The organism is Listeria grandensis FSL F6-0971, from assembly GCF_000525835.1.
Taxonomy (GTDB): domain Bacteria; phylum Bacillota; class Bacilli; order Lactobacillales; family Listeriaceae; genus Listeria_A; species Listeria_A grandensis.
In genome coordinates, this window is sequence record NZ_AODD01000017.1 from 20,602 (window position 1) to 39,928 (window position 19,327).

The 19,327-nt window shown below is 42.9% G+C and carries 18 protein-coding genes; 13 read left to right on the forward strand and 5 right to left on the reverse strand.

The genetic code is table 11. From position 1 onward, the window contains the following. Positions 1–330, forward strand: coding sequence for a cytochrome aa3 quinol oxidase subunit IV (qoxD, locus tag PGRAN_RS10815; RefSeq protein ID WP_036067086.1), 330 nt, complete (start codon positions 1–3; stop codon positions 328–330). A gap of 623 nt (positions 331–953) precedes the next feature. Here the strand turns inward: qoxD and PGRAN_RS10825 are convergent. Continuing rightward, a complete protein-coding gene (locus tag PGRAN_RS10825) occupies positions 954–1,712 on the reverse strand; it encodes a DeoR/GlpR family DNA-binding transcription regulator (protein WP_036067089.1) in 759 nt (252 codons plus the stop codon). 175 nt (positions 1,713–1,887) lie between these two features. Between PGRAN_RS10825 and rhaB the strand changes: the two genes are divergently transcribed. The 9 genes from rhaB (at position 1,888) to PGRAN_RS10870 (ending at position 11,280) form a co-directional block, all read left to right on the forward strand. Continuing rightward, entirely contained in the window at positions 1,888–3,348 is a 1,461-nt protein-coding gene (gene rhaB / locus PGRAN_RS10830; RefSeq protein WP_036067091.1) for a rhamnulokinase, read from the forward strand. Further along, positions 3,349–4,632, forward strand: a complete 1,284-nt coding sequence (gene rhaA / locus PGRAN_RS10835) for an L-rhamnose isomerase (protein WP_036067092.1) — start codon at positions 3,349–3,351, stop codon at positions 4,630–4,632. It begins immediately after the preceding gene. Then, positions 4,625–5,455, forward strand: coding sequence for a rhamnulose-1-phosphate aldolase (gene rhaD / locus PGRAN_RS10840; protein ID WP_036067093.1), 831 nt, complete (start codon positions 4,625–4,627; stop codon positions 5,453–5,455). The genes rhaA and rhaD overlap by 8 nt, the downstream gene beginning before the upstream one ends. Before the next feature lie 59 nt (positions 5,456–5,514). Continuing rightward, positions 5,515–5,829: an L-rhamnose mutarotase gene (gene rhaM / locus PGRAN_RS10845; protein ID WP_036067094.1), complete on the forward strand. Its 315-nt coding sequence runs from the start codon at positions 5,515–5,517 to the stop codon at positions 5,827–5,829. 19 nt (positions 5,830–5,848) lie between these two features. After that, entirely contained in the window at positions 5,849–7,153 is a 1,305-nt protein-coding gene (locus PGRAN_RS10850) for an MFS transporter (RefSeq protein ID WP_036067096.1), read from the forward strand. A 373-nt stretch (positions 7,154–7,526) separates the two neighbouring features. Beyond that, complete coding sequence (locus PGRAN_RS10855) at positions 7,527–8,387, forward strand: S66 peptidase family protein (RefSeq protein ID WP_036067097.1); 861 nt, start codon at positions 7,527–7,529, stop codon at positions 8,385–8,387. Positions 8,388–8,864: 477 nt separating this feature from the next. Then, on the forward strand, positions 8,865–9,974 hold the full coding sequence (locus PGRAN_RS10860; RefSeq protein ID WP_036067099.1) for a nitric oxide synthase oxygenase: 1,110 nt from the start codon (positions 8,865–8,867) through the stop codon (positions 9,972–9,974). Between the two features lie 107 nt (positions 9,975–10,081). Next, on the forward strand, positions 10,082–10,420 hold the full coding sequence (locus tag PGRAN_RS10865) for a hypothetical protein (RefSeq protein WP_036067100.1): 339 nt from the start codon (positions 10,082–10,084) through the stop codon (positions 10,418–10,420). Between the two features lie 200 nt (positions 10,421–10,620). Beyond that, positions 10,621–11,280, forward strand: a complete 660-nt coding sequence (locus tag PGRAN_RS10870) for a DedA family protein (RefSeq protein ID WP_036067101.1) — start codon at positions 10,621–10,623, stop codon at positions 11,278–11,280. Between the two features lie 41 nt (positions 11,281–11,321). Here the strand turns inward: PGRAN_RS10870 and PGRAN_RS10875 are convergent, their stop codons facing one another. Further along, positions 11,322–11,510 carry a putative holin-like toxin gene (locus PGRAN_RS10875; RefSeq protein WP_036067102.1) on the reverse strand — a complete coding sequence of 63 codons (189 nt, stop codon included), beginning with the start codon at positions 11,508–11,510 and terminating at the stop codon, positions 11,322–11,324. A 368-nt stretch (positions 11,511–11,878) separates the two neighbouring features. Between PGRAN_RS10875 and PGRAN_RS10880 the strand changes: the two genes are divergently transcribed. Beyond that, entirely contained in the window at positions 11,879–14,182 is a 2,304-nt protein-coding gene (locus PGRAN_RS10880) for a glycosyl hydrolase family 18 protein (RefSeq protein ID WP_036067103.1), read from the forward strand. An 83-nt stretch (positions 14,183–14,265) separates the two neighbouring features. Here PGRAN_RS10880 and PGRAN_RS10885 read toward each other — a convergent pair whose 3' ends face one another. After that, on the reverse strand, positions 14,266–14,814 hold the full coding sequence (locus PGRAN_RS10885; protein ID WP_036067104.1) for a hypothetical protein: 549 nt from the start codon (positions 14,812–14,814) through the stop codon (positions 14,266–14,268). 137 nt (positions 14,815–14,951) lie between these two features. Between PGRAN_RS10885 and PGRAN_RS10890 the strand changes: the two genes are divergently transcribed. Continuing rightward, the gene (locus PGRAN_RS10890) at positions 14,952–15,800 is read left to right on the forward strand and encodes an aldo/keto reductase (RefSeq protein ID WP_036067105.1); all 849 of its coding nucleotides are present in this window, start codon (positions 14,952–14,954) and stop codon (positions 15,798–15,800) included. 62 nt (positions 15,801–15,862) lie between these two features. Here the strand turns inward: PGRAN_RS10890 and PGRAN_RS10895 are convergent, their stop codons facing one another. Then, positions 15,863–17,209, reverse strand: coding sequence for a nucleoside deaminase (locus PGRAN_RS10895; protein WP_077914666.1), 1,347 nt, complete (start codon positions 17,207–17,209; stop codon positions 15,863–15,865). 667 nt (positions 17,210–17,876) lie between these two features. Between PGRAN_RS10895 and PGRAN_RS10900 the strand changes: the two genes are divergently transcribed. Further along, entirely contained in the window at positions 17,877–18,899 is a 1,023-nt protein-coding gene (locus tag PGRAN_RS10900; RefSeq protein WP_036067106.1) for a WxLIP family cell surface protein, read from the forward strand. A 68-nt stretch (positions 18,900–18,967) separates the two neighbouring features. Here the strand turns inward: PGRAN_RS10900 and PGRAN_RS10905 are convergent. Beyond that, positions 18,968–19,327 (reverse strand): DUF4352 domain-containing protein (locus PGRAN_RS10905; protein ID WP_036067107.1); only part of this gene is annotated, 360 nt, incomplete at its 5' end.

Genomic DNA, 19,327 nt, shown 5'->3' on the forward strand with positions numbered 1-19,327 from the left:
ATGGCAAAAAATAAAGCGAACACGGCACACGCTGAAGAAGGCATTCCGTGGAAACATATCGTTGGTTTTGCCCTATCGATCGCATTAACATTGTTGGCTGTCTGGGTTGTTTTCGAATCTACGCTAAGTAAATCTGTAATCATTACGGTTATCTTTATCTTCGCGTTCATTCAAGCAGCTTTGCAACTACTCATGTTCATGCACATGACGGAAGGTCAAAACGGACGTATCCAAGTCGGTAATATTCTGTTTGCAGCATTCATTGCGATTGTTGTGGTAATGGGATCTTATTGGGTAATGGAAATAGGTCACATGAACCACCTCCTATAAAATTAAGCGGGCCGACAAACGCTCAGCTGCGTCGTTAAAGATTCCGTTCCGGTGCTCACGTATAAATATACGCTCCGCTCCGGTACTCGTCTTTGCCTAGCATCTAAGCATTTGTCGGCCCGCTGAGGGTTTGGTGGACTACTCTGGGCTTTCTTAATAGATTTTTAGACCTTTGGGGTGGCGGTTTTTCGCTACTCTGGAGGTTTTTTTCGGTTTCTAGCTAGTTTTCATGTTTTTTCGATTTAAAAAAGTATCTTCCTGTGATGTTCGCTAAGAGAAAGATGATTAAGAAAAATCGACCTTCATAGATCAGAGTACTATTTTGAGTGAAAAATGATATGATCGTCATCGTCAAGAAGATCATGCCAAAAACAATGAGACCGTTGTCTAGAGATTCTTTTAGGGCGGTTGCTCTTGATGTGTGACTTGTTTTTTGACGGGTTTTGCTTAATAGATACTTACCTAGAATAGTGGCTACAAATAGTATCAGTACATAAATTCTGCTCGAATAAAAGAAGTCGCTATTTTGAGTGAAATAGGACCATATTATTAAAGCTAAAAATATCATGCCGAACAGGTAGAAGGCTTCGTCTGTCATTTTTTTCATTGTTGTTCACTCCTAGTTAATAAATCAAGGTCACATTTTTTTCTTTTAGGAATTGTTGCCAATCGTGTGTGGGTTCTTGGTCGGTGATGAGATAGTCGATTTCTGAGATGTCGACGATCTTGATGAAGGCATTTTTGTCGAATTTGGATGAATCGGCGACTAAAATGACTTTATTGGCGCGTTTTAGCATGTGGTTTTTGATTTCGGCTTCAGGCTCGTTGGAATCGGTAATGCCGTTTTCCATGGAGAGGCCTTTGCAGCTGATAATCGCGTAATCTACAAAGTAGCGGCTGATCGTGTTGGCTGCGTCAGAACCGATAAGGGAGTTGGACTTGGTGCGCAGGGTTCCGCCGGTTAGAATGAGGTGGACTTTGAATTTGGAAAGTAAGTCTACAGCTGTGATTGAGTTGGTAATGATGGTGAGATTCTCTTTCTCGCGGACGAGTAGGTTCAGCGCCTCGAAAACGGTGGAACTCGTGTCTGCAATGAGAGAATCGCCGGTCTTGATGAGTGATGTTGTTTTTGTTGCGATGTTCTTCTTTTCTTCGACGTTGATGACGTTTCTTGTTGCATACGGTAAATCTTCGTTTGTGTGTTGGCTGAGTGTGGCGCCGCCGTAACTGCGATCCACGATTCCTTCTTTCTCCAATTTATCTAGGTCGCGCCGAATGGTTTCTTCGGAGACGTTGAAAATTTTGGCTAGCTGGGATACGTGGACTTTCTTGTTTTTCTTTATTTCTGATAGTATTTTGTCTTTTCGCTCGAAAGCAAGCATTTTCATCACATCCTTGTCTACTTCATTGTAAACAAAGGCACATTTACAAGCAAGTATTAATTGAAAACCACATTAAAACAACATAAAACTACATAATTACAAATTTAATTGTTGACTTAATGACGGATTTGGTTTATTCTTGGTTTATAAATTAAAAGTGTGAAGGAGGATGGCGATGAAACATGTTGCTGTGGATGTTGGAGCATCTAGTGGTCGCTTATTGTTGGGCGAACTAGTGGATGGGAAAATGGCGCTGACTGAAATTCACCGTTTCCAGAACGGTTTTACGAAAGTTGATGATTGCTGTATATGGAATATTGATCATATTCTCACAAATATAATGATTGGGTTGGAGAAGTTAAAGGCATCTGGGGTGACACATTGTACGCTAGGGATTGATACGTGGGCGGTTGATTATTGTTTAGTGGACTATAATGGTAAGCGGTTACACGAAGTGGTCAGTTATCGTGATAAGCGTACGGATAGGGCGATGGATGCTGTTTTAGCGAAGTTTTCGGCTACGGATATCTATGATAAGACAGGGATTCAGTTTCTGCAGTTTAATTCGTTGTATCAGTTGTACGTGGAGGATGCTGAGTTTAAGAAACGTGCAGAAACGGTCATGATGGTGCCTGATTATTTGGGATATCTTTTGACTGGTGAACGGGTGACGGAAGTGACGAATGCTTCTTCTACGCAAATGTTGAATTTACATACGAGGCAATTTGATGCGGACTTGTTGGGTTTAGTGGGATTGGACGCGGGGCAGTTTGCGAGGTTTGCGAAACCAGGCGAGATGTTGGGCGAGATTGCTACGGGGTGGCATGATCGATATGATTTGCCGGATTGTGATGTCATTGTGGTTGCGACGCATGATACGGCTTCGGCTGTGCTTGGTGCGCCTGGTGTTGGTGATGATTGGGCGTTCTTGTCGAGCGGGACTTGGTCGTTGCTCGGAGCAGAGTTGGCGAATCCGATTAATAGCGCGGAGGCGTTTGCGGCGAACTACACGAATGAATGGGGGGCCTATGGTACGTTTCGCTTCTTGAAAAATATTATGGGATTGTGGCTGATTCAAGAGGTGGCGCGGATGCAGGACTATGCGTATAGTTATGCAGAGCTTGCGGAGTTGGCGGCGCGTGAAGAGGCGTTTGCGGTTTTGATTGGGGTTGATGATCATCGCTTTTTGAACCCGACGGATATGATTGCGGAGATTCAGGCGTATTGTGCGGAGACGGGACAGGAAATTCCGCGAACGCCGGGGAAATTAGCGCGGGTTATTTATGATAGTTTGGCGGTTCAGTATGCGATTCAGATTGAGCAGTTGCAGACGCTTACTGGGCAGGAAATCAGGCATCTTCATATTATTGGCGGTGGCGCGAACATTGCGATTTTGAACCAGTTGACGGCTGATTTGACGGGGATTGCGGTGCATGCGGGGCCAACAGAGGCAACCGGGCTTGGAAATTTGGCGGTGCAGTTGATTGCGAGTGGGGAGGCCAAAGACATAACGGAGGTTCGGGAGTTGATTCGCAAGTCGACGCCGATGACTACGTACATGCCGGGTGATGGTGTTCATTTTATGAAAATTCTAGAAAAGTACAAAAATATATCCGGAAAACAGGAGGCTTTTTAAATGGGGAACGAGAAATTACAACAGCAATATGAGTGGGCAAAAGAGGAATACGCGAAGTATGGCGTGAATGTGGATGATGTTTTGAAGCGTTTGGCGGATGTGAAAATTTCGATGCATTGTTGGCAAGGCGATGATGTGAAAGGTTTCATGAATCCTGATCAGGACCTGACGGGAGGTATTTCGGTGACGGGGAATTATCCTGGTGCCGCGCATACGCCGGAGCAGTTACGCCAAGACTTGGAAAAGGCATTCTCGCTAATTCCTGGGAAGCATAAGGTGAACTTACACGCGATGTATGTGGATACGGATGAGAAGGTTGATTTGGATGAGATTGAGCCGAAGCATTACGCGAAATGGGTTGCTTGGGCGAAGGAAGAGGGATTGGGACTAGATTTTAATCCAACATTTTTCTCGCATCCTAACTCGGAAGATGGTTTCACGCTTAGTCATCCGGATAAGCGGATTCGTGATTTCTGGATTGAGCATGGTAAGCGAGCTAGGACGGTTGCGGCTTACTTTGGTGAGGAACTCGGACAAACATCGATCAATAATTTTTGGGTTCCAGATGGTTTCAAGGATAATCCAGTGGATCGGTTGGCGCCGCGTAAGCGTTTGATGGAGTCGCTTGATACGATTTTTGCGGAGGAGTTGGACCGGAAATATACGCTGGATGCGGTGGAGAGTAAGTTGTTTGGACTTGGCGCGGAAGCTTATACGGTGGGTTCGCACGAATTTTACATGGGATATGGGATTACGCGGAATAAGTTGATTTGTATGGACGCGGGGCATTTCCACCCGACGGAAGTGATTTCGAACAAGTTGTCGTCGCTATCGCTGTTTAGTGACGGGATTCTGCTACACGTGAGTCGTCCGGTGCGTTGGGACAGCGATCATGTGGTGATTATGGATGATGAGTTACAGGAAATTGGACGCGAGCTCGTTCGCAATGATCTGCTTGGTAAAACGCATATCGGTCTGGATTTCTTCGACGCAACGATTAACCGCGTGGCAGCTTGGGTTATTGGGACGCGAAACACGTTGAAATCTCTTTTAAAAGCGATGTTGGAGCCAACCGAGTATTTGCGCAAAATTGAATTGGATGGCGATTACACGACTCGTTTAGCGTTGACGGAAGAACTGAAGGACTTCCCTTTTACGGCGGTTTGGGATTATTATTGTCAGACGCAAAATGTGCCTGTTCGCGAGGCTTGGTTAAAAGATGTGAAGGAATATGAGGAGAAAGTATTGTTAAAACGGTCTGAGGAGGCAATTGGAATTGAGTAAAGATATAGTAGCAGCACCATTTGTGCAAGAGATGATGAAAGTGACGGCGAACTTGTATCGTCTAGGTTGGGATGAAAGAAACGGCGGGAATATTAGTTATTTGCTTCGTGAGGAGGAGGTTGGCGCGTATCTTAACCCAAACCAAGTAATTCGCACGATTCCCATGATTTTTGACGCGACGGAACTTGCCGGGAGATACTTTATCGTGACGGGTTCAGGGAAGTATTTTAAAAATGTTATCGATGCGCCAGATGTGAATCTTGGGATTATCCGAGTTGCGGACACTGGCAAAAGCGTGGAGTTATTATGGGGCTTCAAAGATGGTGGCGTGCCAACGAGTGAGTTACCTGCGCATTTCATGAGCCACATCGAACGCCTGAAAATTGATTCGGATCACCGTATTATTATGCATAACCATGCCACGAATATTATTGCGATGACATTTACGCATTCATTGGAAGAACGCGAATTCACGCGGACTTTATGGCAAATGTGTACGGAATGTATCGTCGTTTTCCCAGAAGGTGTTGGGATTTTGCCATGGATGGTTCCTGGAACGGATGCGATTGGGATGGCGACGGCCGCAAAAATGCGTGAATTTCGTCTGGTTATTTGGCCACATCACGGGATTTTTGGAGCAGGAAGCACGATGGACGAAGTTTTTGGTTTGATTGAAACTGCAGAGAAAGCCGCAGAAGTTTATACATTAGTTCAAGCACAGGGTGGCGCGCAGCAAACGATTACGGATCAACAATTACAAGATCTGGCAGATGCCTTTTGTGTGACTGCTAAATCAGGATATTTACAAGTAGGAGTCAAGTAAATTTTGTGGGGGAGTGGTCGATTCTATTGCTCTCCCCATTGATAGGAGGAATCGGCAACATGGAAAGAATCGCATCAATTATGTACTTAAAAGACGGTTTTTCGGAGGAATACAAAGCGAGACATGATGATTTATGGCCTGAGATGAAGCAAGCTTTGAAGGAACACGGCGCGCAGAACTACTCGATTTTTCTAGATGACAACGCAGGAGTATTGTTCGCATACTTAGAAGTAGAAAATAAAGAAAACTATAACAAAATTGCATCGACTGAAATTTGCAAAAAATGGTGGGCGTATATGGAGCCATTGATGGAAACAAACGGTGATAACAGACCGGTTTCGAAAGATTTAACATCTGTTTTTTATCTTGCGTAATATAAGAGGAGGAAAAAGTATGGCGAATGCAGGTAAAGGAAGTTTAAAAGCCACTCTAACTGTGTCGATGTCGAATTTTTTAGAGGCAGGATCGATCGTAGCCGCAGCTGGTGGGCTCACATTGTGGGTGAGTTATTTGAATCTGTCGGATGCGTCTGTAGGGTTGCTCGGGGCAGTCAGTGCGAATGGATTTGGTTCAGCGGTCGGTGCATTTATCGGCGGAGCGCTCGTGGATAAGTACGGCCGGAAGTTCATTTACAAATATGATTTGATTGTGTATATGATTGGCGTTCTTTTGATAGCGCTATCAATGAACTTCGGGATGCTCTTGACAGGTTACATTATTACGGGGATAGCAGTTGGAGCTGCGATACCAGCAGCGTGGACGTATATTGCGGAGGAAGCGCCGGCAAAAGACAGGGCGGCACATGTTGGCTACGGGCAGTTAGCTTGGTCGGTAGGTCCCGCGGTAATGCTATTTTTGGCCGTATTGATGGCACCGCTTGGCTTGATGGGAAGTCGAATTATTTTTGGGATGCTATTTGTAATCGCTCTCATAACGTGGGTTTTACAACAACAAATCAATGAGTCTACGGTTTGGGAAGATCAGAAAAAAGAAGATGCAAAAGCTGAGAATATGGGTAAAAAAGTATCGATTAAGGAGTTATTTACAATCAAGGCGAACCGAAAAGCGATTATGCTTGTGCTCGGAATCTATTTCTTCTGGAATTTAGTCGCAGGTGTGATGGGTTATTTCATGCCATATATTTATCAAGTGGTTGGTGGATTGACATCGGCGCATGCGAATCTTCTACAAGGGACATTATGGGTATTCACAATACTTTCGACATACTTTGTTTTCATTAAATTGGGCGATAAGATGAATCGGAAATTGTTATTCGGTATTGGCGCTGCAATGGGAATTGTGGCATGGATTATCCTTACGTTTGGCTCGATGGGAATGACAGAATTGTTACTCTTCATTATTTTGTGGGGTGTTGCGGCAGGATTTGGCGCGCAAGCTTTCTACGGATTATGGGCTGGTGAGCTATTCAAAACGCAATATCGGGCAAAAGTGCAAGGGATGATGTTTGGATTGGTACGGGTCGGCGTTGGTTTGATTTCGCTAGTCGTGCCGGCGATGATTACCTTCCTAGGATTCAAAGCCGCGGGTGTCGTGATGATTATTTTCCTTGTGATTCACTTGGTTATTGGTCTTATTTTGGCGCCGGAAACGCGTGGTAAAACACTGAAGGAGATCGAGGAAGAGCGCTATGGTCCGGAAGAAAACGGCATAATCGAGGGGGAACAATTAGATGGTTAACAGACTGATTCTGAATCAAACTTCTTATTTGGTGCTGGTGCAATACGGAAAATCACGACCAACAAACACCGCAGAAATCCTGACACTATATAAGAAAGTACTTTATTAACAAAAATTTCACATTTTCATCTTAGAAAATTCATGACTGTCCTGTAATATAGATTTTGTAGACAACAACAATTACTTTTTAACTCCCTTTTAGAGTAGTTGCATTGTTTCTCACCTTTTTTCATACCTCTCTTAGAAAAACACCGATCCCAACTAACTGGGTGTCGGTGTTTTTTGCTTGTAGATCAATAAGATAGGATTTTCATGTACAATCCTCCGAAGCTAAGGTAAGATTTAAGAAAGACAAAGCGAAGGAGGAGAGCCCATGTTACAAAGTGGAGATACAATCGGCTTGATCAGCTGTTCTAATGGCCGCGATCCAGAGCGAGAGGGCGATATCGCGCACATTGAGGAGCTACTTTTCACCAATTTTATGATAAAAAGTGAACGTGCGGCGACGATTTTTCGGACAGAAAACGAGCTTGCAAGTGGCGATCCCAAAGAGCGTGCAGAAGCGTTGATGCAACTGTATCAAAATCCAGAAATCAAGGCAATTTTTGATATTTCCGGTGGAGACTTAGCCAATGAAATTCTGCCATATTTAGATTTCAAGCAAATTCAGTCGGCTAATAAACCGTTTATCGGATACAGCGATTTGACCGTCATCCAAAATGCTATTTACGCCAAAACCGGAATTGGAGGCTATAACTATCAGCTGCTTCACATGGCTAGCGATAATTCCAAGCGTCAATTGGGGCAGTTTAAAAATAATTTTATAGAGGCGAATAAACAGGAAATCCCGTATGAAATCCTGATTGATAACGGAGATATTCGTGGCAAAATTATTGGTGGTAATATTCGTTGTTTGTTAAAGCTTGCTGGCACAGAATACATGCCGAATTTTCAGGGTAAAGTAGTTGTACTAGAGGCGCTTAGTGGAGATGTCGCTAAAATAAGAACATATCTAGCCCAATTAGATCAAATAGGCGTTTTTCAGGTAGCGAATGGCGTTATTTTAGGTCAGTTTACAGAAATGCAAACGAAGCATTTAGCACCGGCAGTTGAAGATTTAACACGAAGCTACGTAGAAAAATATAATAAATTTCTGCTGAGGACTGGCATGATAGGCCATCATACGAGCGCCGAACCATTTCCGATAGGATTTCCACTAAAAAATAATTTCTAATAAAACTCTCATGAAACCCCCGCAAGAATTTCATCAAAGCCCTGTAATATAGAGAATGTAAACAAGGACAGCAATTAGGTTTACCCCCTTTTTCCTAGTTGCGACATTCCTTAACAAACTCCCTTTTTTGAACCAGCTTCCCCGGCTGGTTCTTTTTGTTGGGGGCGTTTGAACGAAGAGAATTACGCCCCCAATATAAGAGCGAACAAGGTGAGCTGTTAATCCATCCAAGACAGTTTGAACGAAGAGAATTACGCCCCCAATATAAGAGCGAACAAGGTGAGCTGTTAATCCATCCAAGACTGTTATGACCAAAGTACAATCCCAATATAAGAACGAGCCAAGCGCAGTGGGCGTTATACACAAAGTAAACCGAATATCCCCAAGCAAAATATCCAAGGGTTTATTTTTTGTCGTACGCGTTCTGAAGTGTGTTAAAATAAGTACATAATTATGCTTTAGGAGGAGACCGCGAAAATGTCAGTGAATACTAAAGAAGCCATCGAATTTCTAACTAAATCCTATGCAGAATTGGGAAAAAATGCAACAGAACTCCAGGATCGGATCGATAGTATCATACAAACAGGTACATACATGCACACTTTAGAAGAACTAACCATAGGTGCAAAAATGGCGTGGCGTAATAGTAACCGTTGCGTTGGCCGGTTGTTTTGGGATCGCATCCAAGTCATCGATGCCCGCGAAGCCGTGACGGTTGCGGAAATCCAAGAAGTCCTTTTCACGCATATCGAAAAGGCAACGAACGGTGGTCAAATCCGGCCTTTCATCACGATTTTCAAGCCGGGTAACGAAGGTCCACGCATTTGGAATCATCAGCTGATTCGCTATGCAGGATATGCGTCAGAGCAAGGCGTCATCGGTGACCCAGCGTCTGTCTCCTTCACGGAAGTCTGCGAAAAACTCGGCTGGCGTGGCGCTCGCACAGAATTTGACATTTTACCGCTCGTTATCCAAGAGAACGCTGAGGCGGCGCCAACCATCGTCGAAATCCCGCCTGAGCTCGTGCTCGAAGTCCCAATCGCGCATCCCGATTTTCCGCAAATTGCCGAGCTTGGTTTGCGCTGGTACGCCGTCCCGATCATCTCTGAGATGAAGCTCGAAATCGGCGGAATCACGTATCAAGCCGCGCCATTCAATGGTTGGTATATGGAAACCGAGATCGGCGCGCGAAATTTCGCGGATGAAGGGCGCTACAACAAGCTCGCCGCCGTTGCCGAAAAAATGGACCTAAACACGAAACGTCTCGACTCTCTATGGAAGGATCGCGCTTTAGTCGAGCTAAACGTCGCCGTCCTCGACTCCTATCAAAAGGCCAAAGTCCAGATTGTCGACCATCATACCGCAGCTCGCCAATTCGGCCAATTCGAAACCAACGAGCATGCTGCAGGCCGCGAAGTCACCGGCGAATGGGCGTGGTTAATCCCGCCAGTTTCCCCAGCGACGACGCACATGTTCCACAGGCGCTATCCAAATAAAATCGTCAAACCGAACTTTTTCTATCAAGCATCACCGGTTGAACGCACTGAAATCACCCCAGTAAAACGTGGTGGATGTCCGTTTCATTGAGTTGCCAAATACTATGTAAAAATGGTAACATAGAAGCATCCAGTAGTTTGCGTTAGCTTATACACGCACAAGACGGATAAATATGTCTATCGAATGGAGTTTTTACGATGAATTTTGCGAAAACATTGGGGATTATTGGAGCATTGCTCGCGATGGGGCTTAGCCTAACCGTTATTTCCGTCGACAGCATTGCACGCATTTTGGAAGAAGATTCATTAGTATTCACGATTCTGAACTTCATAGCATTAGGGATGTCATTCGTCGGCTTGTTTGGCGCCATTATCATGAACAAAGCACCGCTAAAAGGCGGCGTCATGCTAATCGCTTCGGCCGTAGCCTGCACAATGAGCGTATCGATGATGTTCTTACTCCCAATCGTGTTACTTTGCGTAGCTGGTTTAATCAGCCTAAGCACAGCAGACGACCTTTCAGAAGCACAGGCATAATCAAAAAAGCAAAATCCGCGTTTTCACTCAGAAATTTTCAGTGGGCGCGGATTTTTTTATTTTTTTCATTCTCATTATTTTTTGTTAAGTTTATGTAAATAAGTCCGTGGTATGATATAGTATGAACAATAAATATGTTACAATGAAAGCTAACTGTGGACAAATAGATAGCAGAATTTGAATTAGGACGTGATAGATTCGTGGATATTATTCAAGCGATGATCAGCTTTATCATCCATATAGACCAACATCTTGTTGAAATTATCAATACATTTGGCGTTTGGACGTACGTCATTATTTTCTTAATTGTATTTATAGAAACGGGACTTGTTATATTCCCATTCTTGCCTGGAGATTCCCTACTGTTTGCAGCAGGTGCCTTGGCAGTACTACCAGGATCGGAGCTCAATATTGTCGTTCTCCTCATCGTCTTGTGGGTAGCCGCAGTACTTGGCGACACCGTCAACTACCATATCGGTAAAAAAGTCGGCACCTCGATTCCACCAGACAGTTGGCTCGGCAAATTCATCAACCAAGAAAAAATGGACAAAGCCGAAGCGTTCTTCAACAAGCATGGCGGCAAGACAATCTTCATCGCCCGTTTCATGCCGTTCATCCGTACTTTCGCGCCATTCGTAGCCGGTGCAAGTCGCATGAATTACCGTTATTTCTTAAACTATAACTTACTAGGCGCAACAGTCTGGGTACTACTCTGTACGATGGCAGGCTATTTCTTCGGGAATATCCCAGTCGTAAAAGAGAACTTCTCACTCGTTGTACTAGGCATTATTTTCGTATCGATTTTACCGATGATCTTCTCGTTTATTAAGAGTAAAATGGATAGCAAGAAAGCTAAATAAGGATATTAGAAAAGTAGATAAACCAAGATTCGCGGTTTTATCTACTTTTTTGTCGAGTCATATAAAAGACGGTGGCTGAATTGGTACTGATAACCATCGACTTTTGCCAAGTGAGGATCGTTATTTTTTTGGTCGTTGTTAAGCTTAAAGCGTGCAATAACAAGAGCAATTAAAGAAATCAAAAGACTTCCAAAATCGACTGCTAGTTGCAAAGCTTCTGCTACAGACACAAAGGCGTCTCCTTTCGTTAGAGTAGAAAGCATTCTTATAAAATTATGCACACAAAAACGAAATTAATAATTAAAATCCAACTAATAGTTTTCATTTAGATCGAAATAATACTTTTAGAATTAATAGGAAACCTGTGTAAATAAAAACCAAACCGTGTAAGTAGTGTGTGTAACGATTTTTTGCATATAAATCGCCATGTTAACGCTTTCTTGTTTGGCACAATACTTGCATAATACATAAGTGTCCAGAATTTAGTATACGATAAAAGGGGGATCTAACGGGGGATTTTTGGAATTCTGGGTTTGAAAATTGCAGAGAAAGTAGGCATACCGCAAGCAGAACGCAAAAATTATGAAGAGGTGAAGAAATGAAAAAGGTAACAAAGAGGGTTATAAGTGTAGTCTCGGTGTTGTTGTTAGTCGTTTCGTTATTTGCGTCGTCCGTTCTAGGTAGTGTAGGGAATTCTTCTGTAAAAGCAAAAGCCGCAACCACATCACAATACAGAAACGTGATGTATTATGGAGATTGGTCCATTTGGGGCGGGGAAGGTCAGTTTTATCCGAAAGATATACCAGCAGAGCAATTGACACATCTAAACTTTGCATTTCTTGATTTCGATAGTAACGGAAACTTGAAATTCACAGATAAAGATGCGGCAGTTGGTGCACCAGTTGGGCAAGATGGAGTTCAATGGGGCGGAGCAAATGCAGGTATTTTAAACGCGTTACAAGAGTTAAGAGCGAAAAATCCGAATATGAAAATCGGCATCTCTATCGGCGGTTGGTCGAAATCTGGTGACTTCTCTGCAATCGGAGAAAATGCCACAGCGCGTGCTAATTTTGTAAGCAACGTTATGAAATTTATCAAATATACAAATATGGATTTTGTCGATCTAGATTGGGAGTATCCTGCATCCGTTCGTGCCGCTGACTTAGTGGACAACAAGAACGATGAAGGAACGCCAAACGCCAAACCTGCCGATAAACAAAACTATATTACACTTCTTCAAGATTTGCGTACTGCTTTAGATAAGCAAGGCGTAGATGTGAAGAAAAAATATGAGTTATCTGTAGCGTTACCAGCGTCTCAAGGCATGCTTGCAAACGGTGTTGATGTGGCGAAACTTTTCAATGTTGTTGATTTTGCGAATATCATGACGTACGATATGAATGGGGCTTGGACTCCGAATAGCGCGCATCATACGGCGCTTTACGGCAACCCAGCAGACCCGAATTATAACGATGGTTTCTCCGTAGACCAAACAGTGAAATATCTGAAGAGCCAAGGCGCAGCGTCAAACAAAATCGTTGTCGGCGCAGCATTCTACACACGCGGTTGGAACAAAGTGGAAGCGGGTACAAGTGCAACGCAACCAGGACTTTTCCAAGCAGCTACAAAAAATAACAAAGATGCAGACCTAGGCGCAACATATGGCGCTCCAAATGAAAAACCATTAGCAACTGGTGACGGTGGTCGTGCCGGCGGAGTTTGGGCGTATAAGAGCATCGATGCTTTGAAAGCCAAATCACCAACGTTAGTCGAATACTGGGATGACGTGGCAAAAGCGCCATATCTATACAGCAAAACGACTGGCGAATTCTACACGTATGACAATGTCCGTTCTGTCACTGCTAAAGCGCAATACGTGAAAGATAACAATTTGGGCGGAATGATTTCGTGGATGCAATCGCAAGATAAAGCAACTACGTCAACAAAACGCGATGAATTAACAAAAGCAATTAAACAAGGATTGTTCGGCGCTGGAGAACTTGCAGCAAACACGATCGTCTATTCGAACCTAAACGTAGAAGCTACTGTAGCACCGTATAGCGAAAATGGTGTCGGCTACGAAATCACAATCAAAAACAAAGAAGTAGCGAACGAAACAAATGAAGTGCTACAAGCGACGGAGTTTGCAGCAGAAACCGTGAAATTACCGAAGTTCTACATTCCAGTGAAAGCCGGTGAGACGTTGACGGCTGGGGATTATAAAGCTGGTACGGTAGCAACTGCCAATGGTTACACAACCGTTGACTTGGCGTCTGTCTATGATGGGCAACAAATTCCGCAAGGCGCAACGTATACATTCCGATTGAAATCCAATCTAACATCTGTAAATGTGAATAACATTGCGAATATCTCATTGACACAACGCATGTCTAAAGCTGGGACAGAACTTGGCAAACAAGTTATTTTTGGTGGAGGCGCGGTTATTCCTGATCCTAGTGATACGGTAGCACCTACAGCTCCAACGAATTTAGCGACAGTAGCGGCGAACGTGACGGATGTGGCGGTTCCATTAAGTTGGACAGCTGCAACGGATAACGTAGGCGTGGCTGGATATAAAGTATATCGTAACGGTACTGAAGTTGCGACTGCTTCTGGAACAAGTTACACGGACACAGGGCTTACTGCTTCCACAGCTTATTCGTATACTATAAAAGCGTATGACGCAGCGGGTAATGCTTCTACTGCAAGCGCGGCACTTTCAGTAACGACAAAAGCTGGTTCGGTCACACCACCAGTTGGAACTGGGACATGGGATTCTGCCAAAATTTATACTCAAAATGATCAGGTGACTTATAATGGTCATGCGTATAAAGCGAAATGGTGGACACAAGGAGATGTACCGGGGGCAGAACAATGGGGTCCTTGGGAACTAGTCTCGTAATATCGCTGTGCTCCTCGTTTGGAGATTAATGAAGAATATAAAAAGGCAGGAGAGAAAGAGTGCTCTCCTGTCTTTTTGCTTGCTTATTTTAGTAATATTGGGAGGAACGAGATGACATCAAAGGTGATGTGGACGATCCAAGTTACCCAGATGGAGTTGGATTTTTTGAATAGGTAATTTAGGACTAGGCGGCTTGCTTGCCAAAACTGCCAGCCAAGCTTTTTCCATGCTGCGTAAAGTACGCCGATGGAGAGGAGTTCTTCTCCTAGAAGCATGAAGGGAACGTTTTTGATGACGTATTCCCAAGATAGCACGCTATTGATGCTGTTTTCAGTGGTACCACCGGCGATTAATGACCAGATGCTACTTGCTAATGTGCCAACGATAAGGAGGAATGGAATACCGATAATGAGCCATTTGAAACTAAAATGTTTGAACCAGTCTAGGAATTCGCTTTTTAGTAACAGGAAAAGGACAATGAACATAATCAAGACATTGAAGTAGGCGCCTAGCGTTTCAAGAGCTACGGTGCTAGAGATGACGTGGGGTAATGCTTGGTATAGACTTCCTGTTATAATAGCGATAAGTATAATGAGATAACCTTTTTTTCGATCGATTAATGGGTTTTCCATGTGGGACTCCTTTTTTTCATTTTGTATTGCTTGTATTTTATTTACCCTGATTTTAGTTTATGAACCTGAATGATTGGCATGTTAGCGTGAGAAGTTTATACTTATAGATGAATGATAATCTATGAGGAGTGTTGTAAATGCAGTTGAAAGCTAGCGATACGAAGAAGTTCCACAATGGGCAGGAAATTCCGCTTGTCGGCCTCGGGGTTTGGAAAATGGAGAACGAGCGAGAAGCGGTGGATGCGATTCAAGTGGCCGTGGACGCTGGTTACCGCGCGATCGATACGGCGAAGGTTTATGAAAATGAGGATTTTGTTGGGCGGGCAATTCGCGAGACTGGGATTCCCCGCGCGGATTTGACAATTACTTCGAAGCTGTGGAATGCAGATCATGGGTATGATGAGACGCTACGTGCTTTTGATACTTCTTTGAAAAAATTGCAATTAGATTATCTGGATTTGTACTTGATTCATTGGCCGGTGAGTAGCTACAAGGATTCATGGCGGGCGATGGAGCGCTTGTACAGTGAGGGATTAATTAAATCTATCGGGGTCAGCAATTTCCACCAACACCATTTGGAGAATTTATTTACGACGGCGAATGAGAAGCCGGTGATTGACCAAATTGAAATGCACCCATTATTGTCGCAAAAACCGTTGCGGGCTTATTTGGAGAGTCAGGATATTGTTCATGAGGCGTGGTCACCGCTTGCGAAAGGTGGGGAATTATTGAATAATCCGGTTTTGACAGCTATTGCAGAGACTAAAGGGTTGACGGTAGCGCAAGTGATTTTGCGTTGGCATTTGAATAATGGTTCGGTAATTATTCCTAAATCAGTGACGCCTGAACGAATTCGTAGCAATTTCGATGTTTTCCATTTTGATTTGAGTGATGGGGATATGGAGAAAATTGACGCGTTGAATGCAGATAAACGTACAGGATCTGATCCTGACAGCGAAGCATTTTTAGCTCGGACGTGGAATTGAATACATCCAGCATACTGACCGGATTTCGGTGCTGCCAGTATGCTGGATTTTTTATCTGAATTTTATTTAATCGTTGTTGGTAATCCTGCTGCTAATGCTGCGATCAGGTCTTGGTTTGCGGTTTCTTTAATATGAACGTTGACCGAATCATCATCGCTATAGAATGGAGGCAAACCGTCTGCGAATGCGTCCAATTCAGCTTGCGTTGCTCTTTCTACACCGTATTGGAATTGCGTTCTATCGGTTGGGATCGCGCCTTCCATTGTAGAGCCAAAAGCACCGAAATCGGCTAATCCTTGTGGGTTAATCTCCGGTCCTTTGGCGTAAATGAATGTGTTGTACTTAGGATGACCTAAATATTGTGTGGCATTCGAAACGCCATCCATTTGTAAATTGTATCTGAGTTTAGCGTAGCCGCGGGTTGCCAGCATGAATGGTGTCTGGATTTCAGAGACAGCCTGATTTCCTGCGGTGACCATAATTAAGTTTCCAAATCTATCTAGGAGTGCAACGGCGTTACCGTCTCCACCGTTTGCGATATCTTGCTCAGCGGCTTCGATGAGATACGGCGCGAGTCCTTCATCTGGATTATTAGGCGATGGTGCAGTATATTCCAGTGCGTGTGGATAAGCGGCTTTTAATGCTACATAAATGGGGTCTGTGGTTGCTAACATTTTTGGATCTAGTAATTGATCTTCGGGTAAATCGGTGTTGATTTTATTCGAAACATCGTTTAATGTCGCGTCAAAAGCTGTAGATGTCAAGGCGTACGTTTGATCTTCGATAGCTGTGTTGTCTCCAAAAATTGGCGAAACAGGTACACCGGTTGCTTCGCGTGAGAATTTCGCCGTGGAACCTAAAACGGCTGGATAAGAGAAACTTGCTTGTGCGTCCGCTTGCATTGAAGTACCGCTTAACGATGGGAATAACGCTGATTTATCGTAGTTAATTCCAGCATACGTATCGTTGGCAGACACGACAACATTAGCAAATCCCGCTTGCAAAATGGACCCTGTACACATAGCACAAGGATCTAGCGATGTTACCAAAATAATTTTTTCAGGCTCAGGTAAATCAAGTGACTCTTTATTCTCATAATACCAATCAATCATTTGACGCTCACCATGGGCGGTTGGATCAAAAACTAAATCATTCGTTACGACGTTATTGTGTTGCGTGTAAACAACATTGCCATCAGTATCCATGAGCATACCACCAACGCTAAAGGTGCCTTGATCGGACGCGTGTAGTACTTGATCAGCTGTTTCATGAACTGCGTCTTGTATTCCGTTGATTGCTGTAGGAACGGCATCTACGTGCACGTCATTTAATACATTTCCTAATATAGCGCTACCTGCAAGAATGGACACCGCTGATAAAATTACCCCTTTTTTCCACGTAAACTTCATTCATCAATCACTCCTATTTTTTATTTAAGAATCTTATTTGCATTGGGCCCCGTACCCTGCGAAACAGAATATCAATTGTAAAATAAGTTGGTTGAAATAAAGCGGATAAGCGCTTACCGCAAGCTTTATTACCAAGCAATACAATAGAAAGCGTTTTCGCAAGAGAATTGTATCACAATCAGAATGAAATGTAAAATACTTTTTATTTTTTTGGTAAAAAGTGTTTTCGAAAGTTAGAATTATTTTTTACAAAAAATGTATTTTAATTATCACGTTAAAATGTTTTTGTCAATATGATTTTACTTATTATTAGGCGTATTTTCCTTTTTTTTGTGTCTAAAATGTGTCTAAATGAAGAAAGATATTGTATTTTTTATCTAAAAATAGTGAAATATATTACGTATATGATATTATTGGAATGGGAGCGGGAGGTTTCGAAAATGGTAATATTTATTTTTTTAAGAAGTAGAGATGATTAAAGTGTTACATAATTATAGAATGCTGAAAAAACTATATAGTATTCAAAATGGGTGGAGCGTTATTCTTTTTTTTAATCCATCACAAGAAAATACGAACACCATGATAGCAACGGATTTGGCGGAGGTAGACATGAACCAATCTGTTGTCTTTTTTTGAAAAATTAAGTGTAAATAGGTGGGGTCAGATTATGGTGAAGAAATTAATAGCAATGTTAATCATGATGGGTGCGATCGCTGGCGGAATTTTAATACATATAGAAATAACGAACGCTGCTGAAATGAATTTTTCTGTGTCAGCAGTTCTTCCAGAAAACCAAATTGATAAGTCAAATACCTATTTTGAATTGCGGATGAAACCGGGGCAGGAGCAGGTGCTAGAGGTGATGTTGAACAATAGGCTGGATCGCGCGGTAACGGTGGAAACCCATGCCAACACAGCGATTACAAACGATAACGGCACCGTCGACTTTAGCAACGCCACACCAAAAATCGATACAACCCTCAAATATCCATTTTCCCACATCGCAAAAACACCAACAGAAATCACAATCCCAGCTAAATCGAACAAAACGATGAAAGTAAAGGTGACGATGCCAAGTACTCCTTATGAAGGGATGATCCTAGGCGGACTTCATTTCACCGAAAAAGAAACTGCGAAAAACGGAACGACTGACTCACAAAACGGCATTCAAACTAAAGATGAAAACGAGTATGTCATCGGCGTTTTCCTGACAGAAAATGATCGCGTAGTGGAGCCAGAGATGCAACTGAACAAAATATCACCATCACAGGTGGACTACCACAATGTTCTGAAGGCAAATTTGCAAAATACAAAATCCGTGATTATTCCAAACTTGGAAGTTAGCGCGGATGTTTACCGAGAAAATAGCGATAAGGCACTCTATAACGAAAAATTAACAGGTCTTCGAATGGCACCAAATTCCAATTTTAATTTTGGTGTAAGCTGGGATAATCAAAAATTCAAGCCAGGGAAATATCGTTTGAAAATGATAGCTACTTCTGGTAAAAATATATGGAAATGGGATGAAGCCTTCGAAATAAAAAGCGATGTTGCAGCTGAGCTAAACGATAAGGCGGTCGAACTCGAGGCAGATGAAATGATGTGGTACATTATAGGCGGAAGTTTGATAGGGATATTACTAGTGGTGCTTTTTTTCTGGCTAGGGCAGCGCTCGAAGAAAAAGGATTAATATATTTATTTTCTCCAAAATAAAAAGACACCCAGCTTGGCATGCCTTTATCTATCTAGCATCTTCATTTAATTTTCCACATCCCAAGACATCATTTCTTTCTTGCCAATACGATAAATTAATTTCGTTGCTTTTTGATCTTTATTCAACGTGAATGATACGGGTCCAGAAAGCGATTTTTCTGGTTTAATTTCTCCACCAAAGGCCGTATAATTATAATCCGTTTCCAGCGTTTTGTTATCTTTTGTCTTCAAAATGAAATCGACAGAGCCTAACCCTTTATTGATGGAGGAAACATTTTTACCCGTCACGCGGAAGGTATACACGTTTTGCTCTTTTTGATCTTTAGAAATCGCCTTCGTAATTTCTTGTCCATCTAACGTTAATTGGATCCCATTCACAACGATAGGTTCTGATTTAGCGGTTTT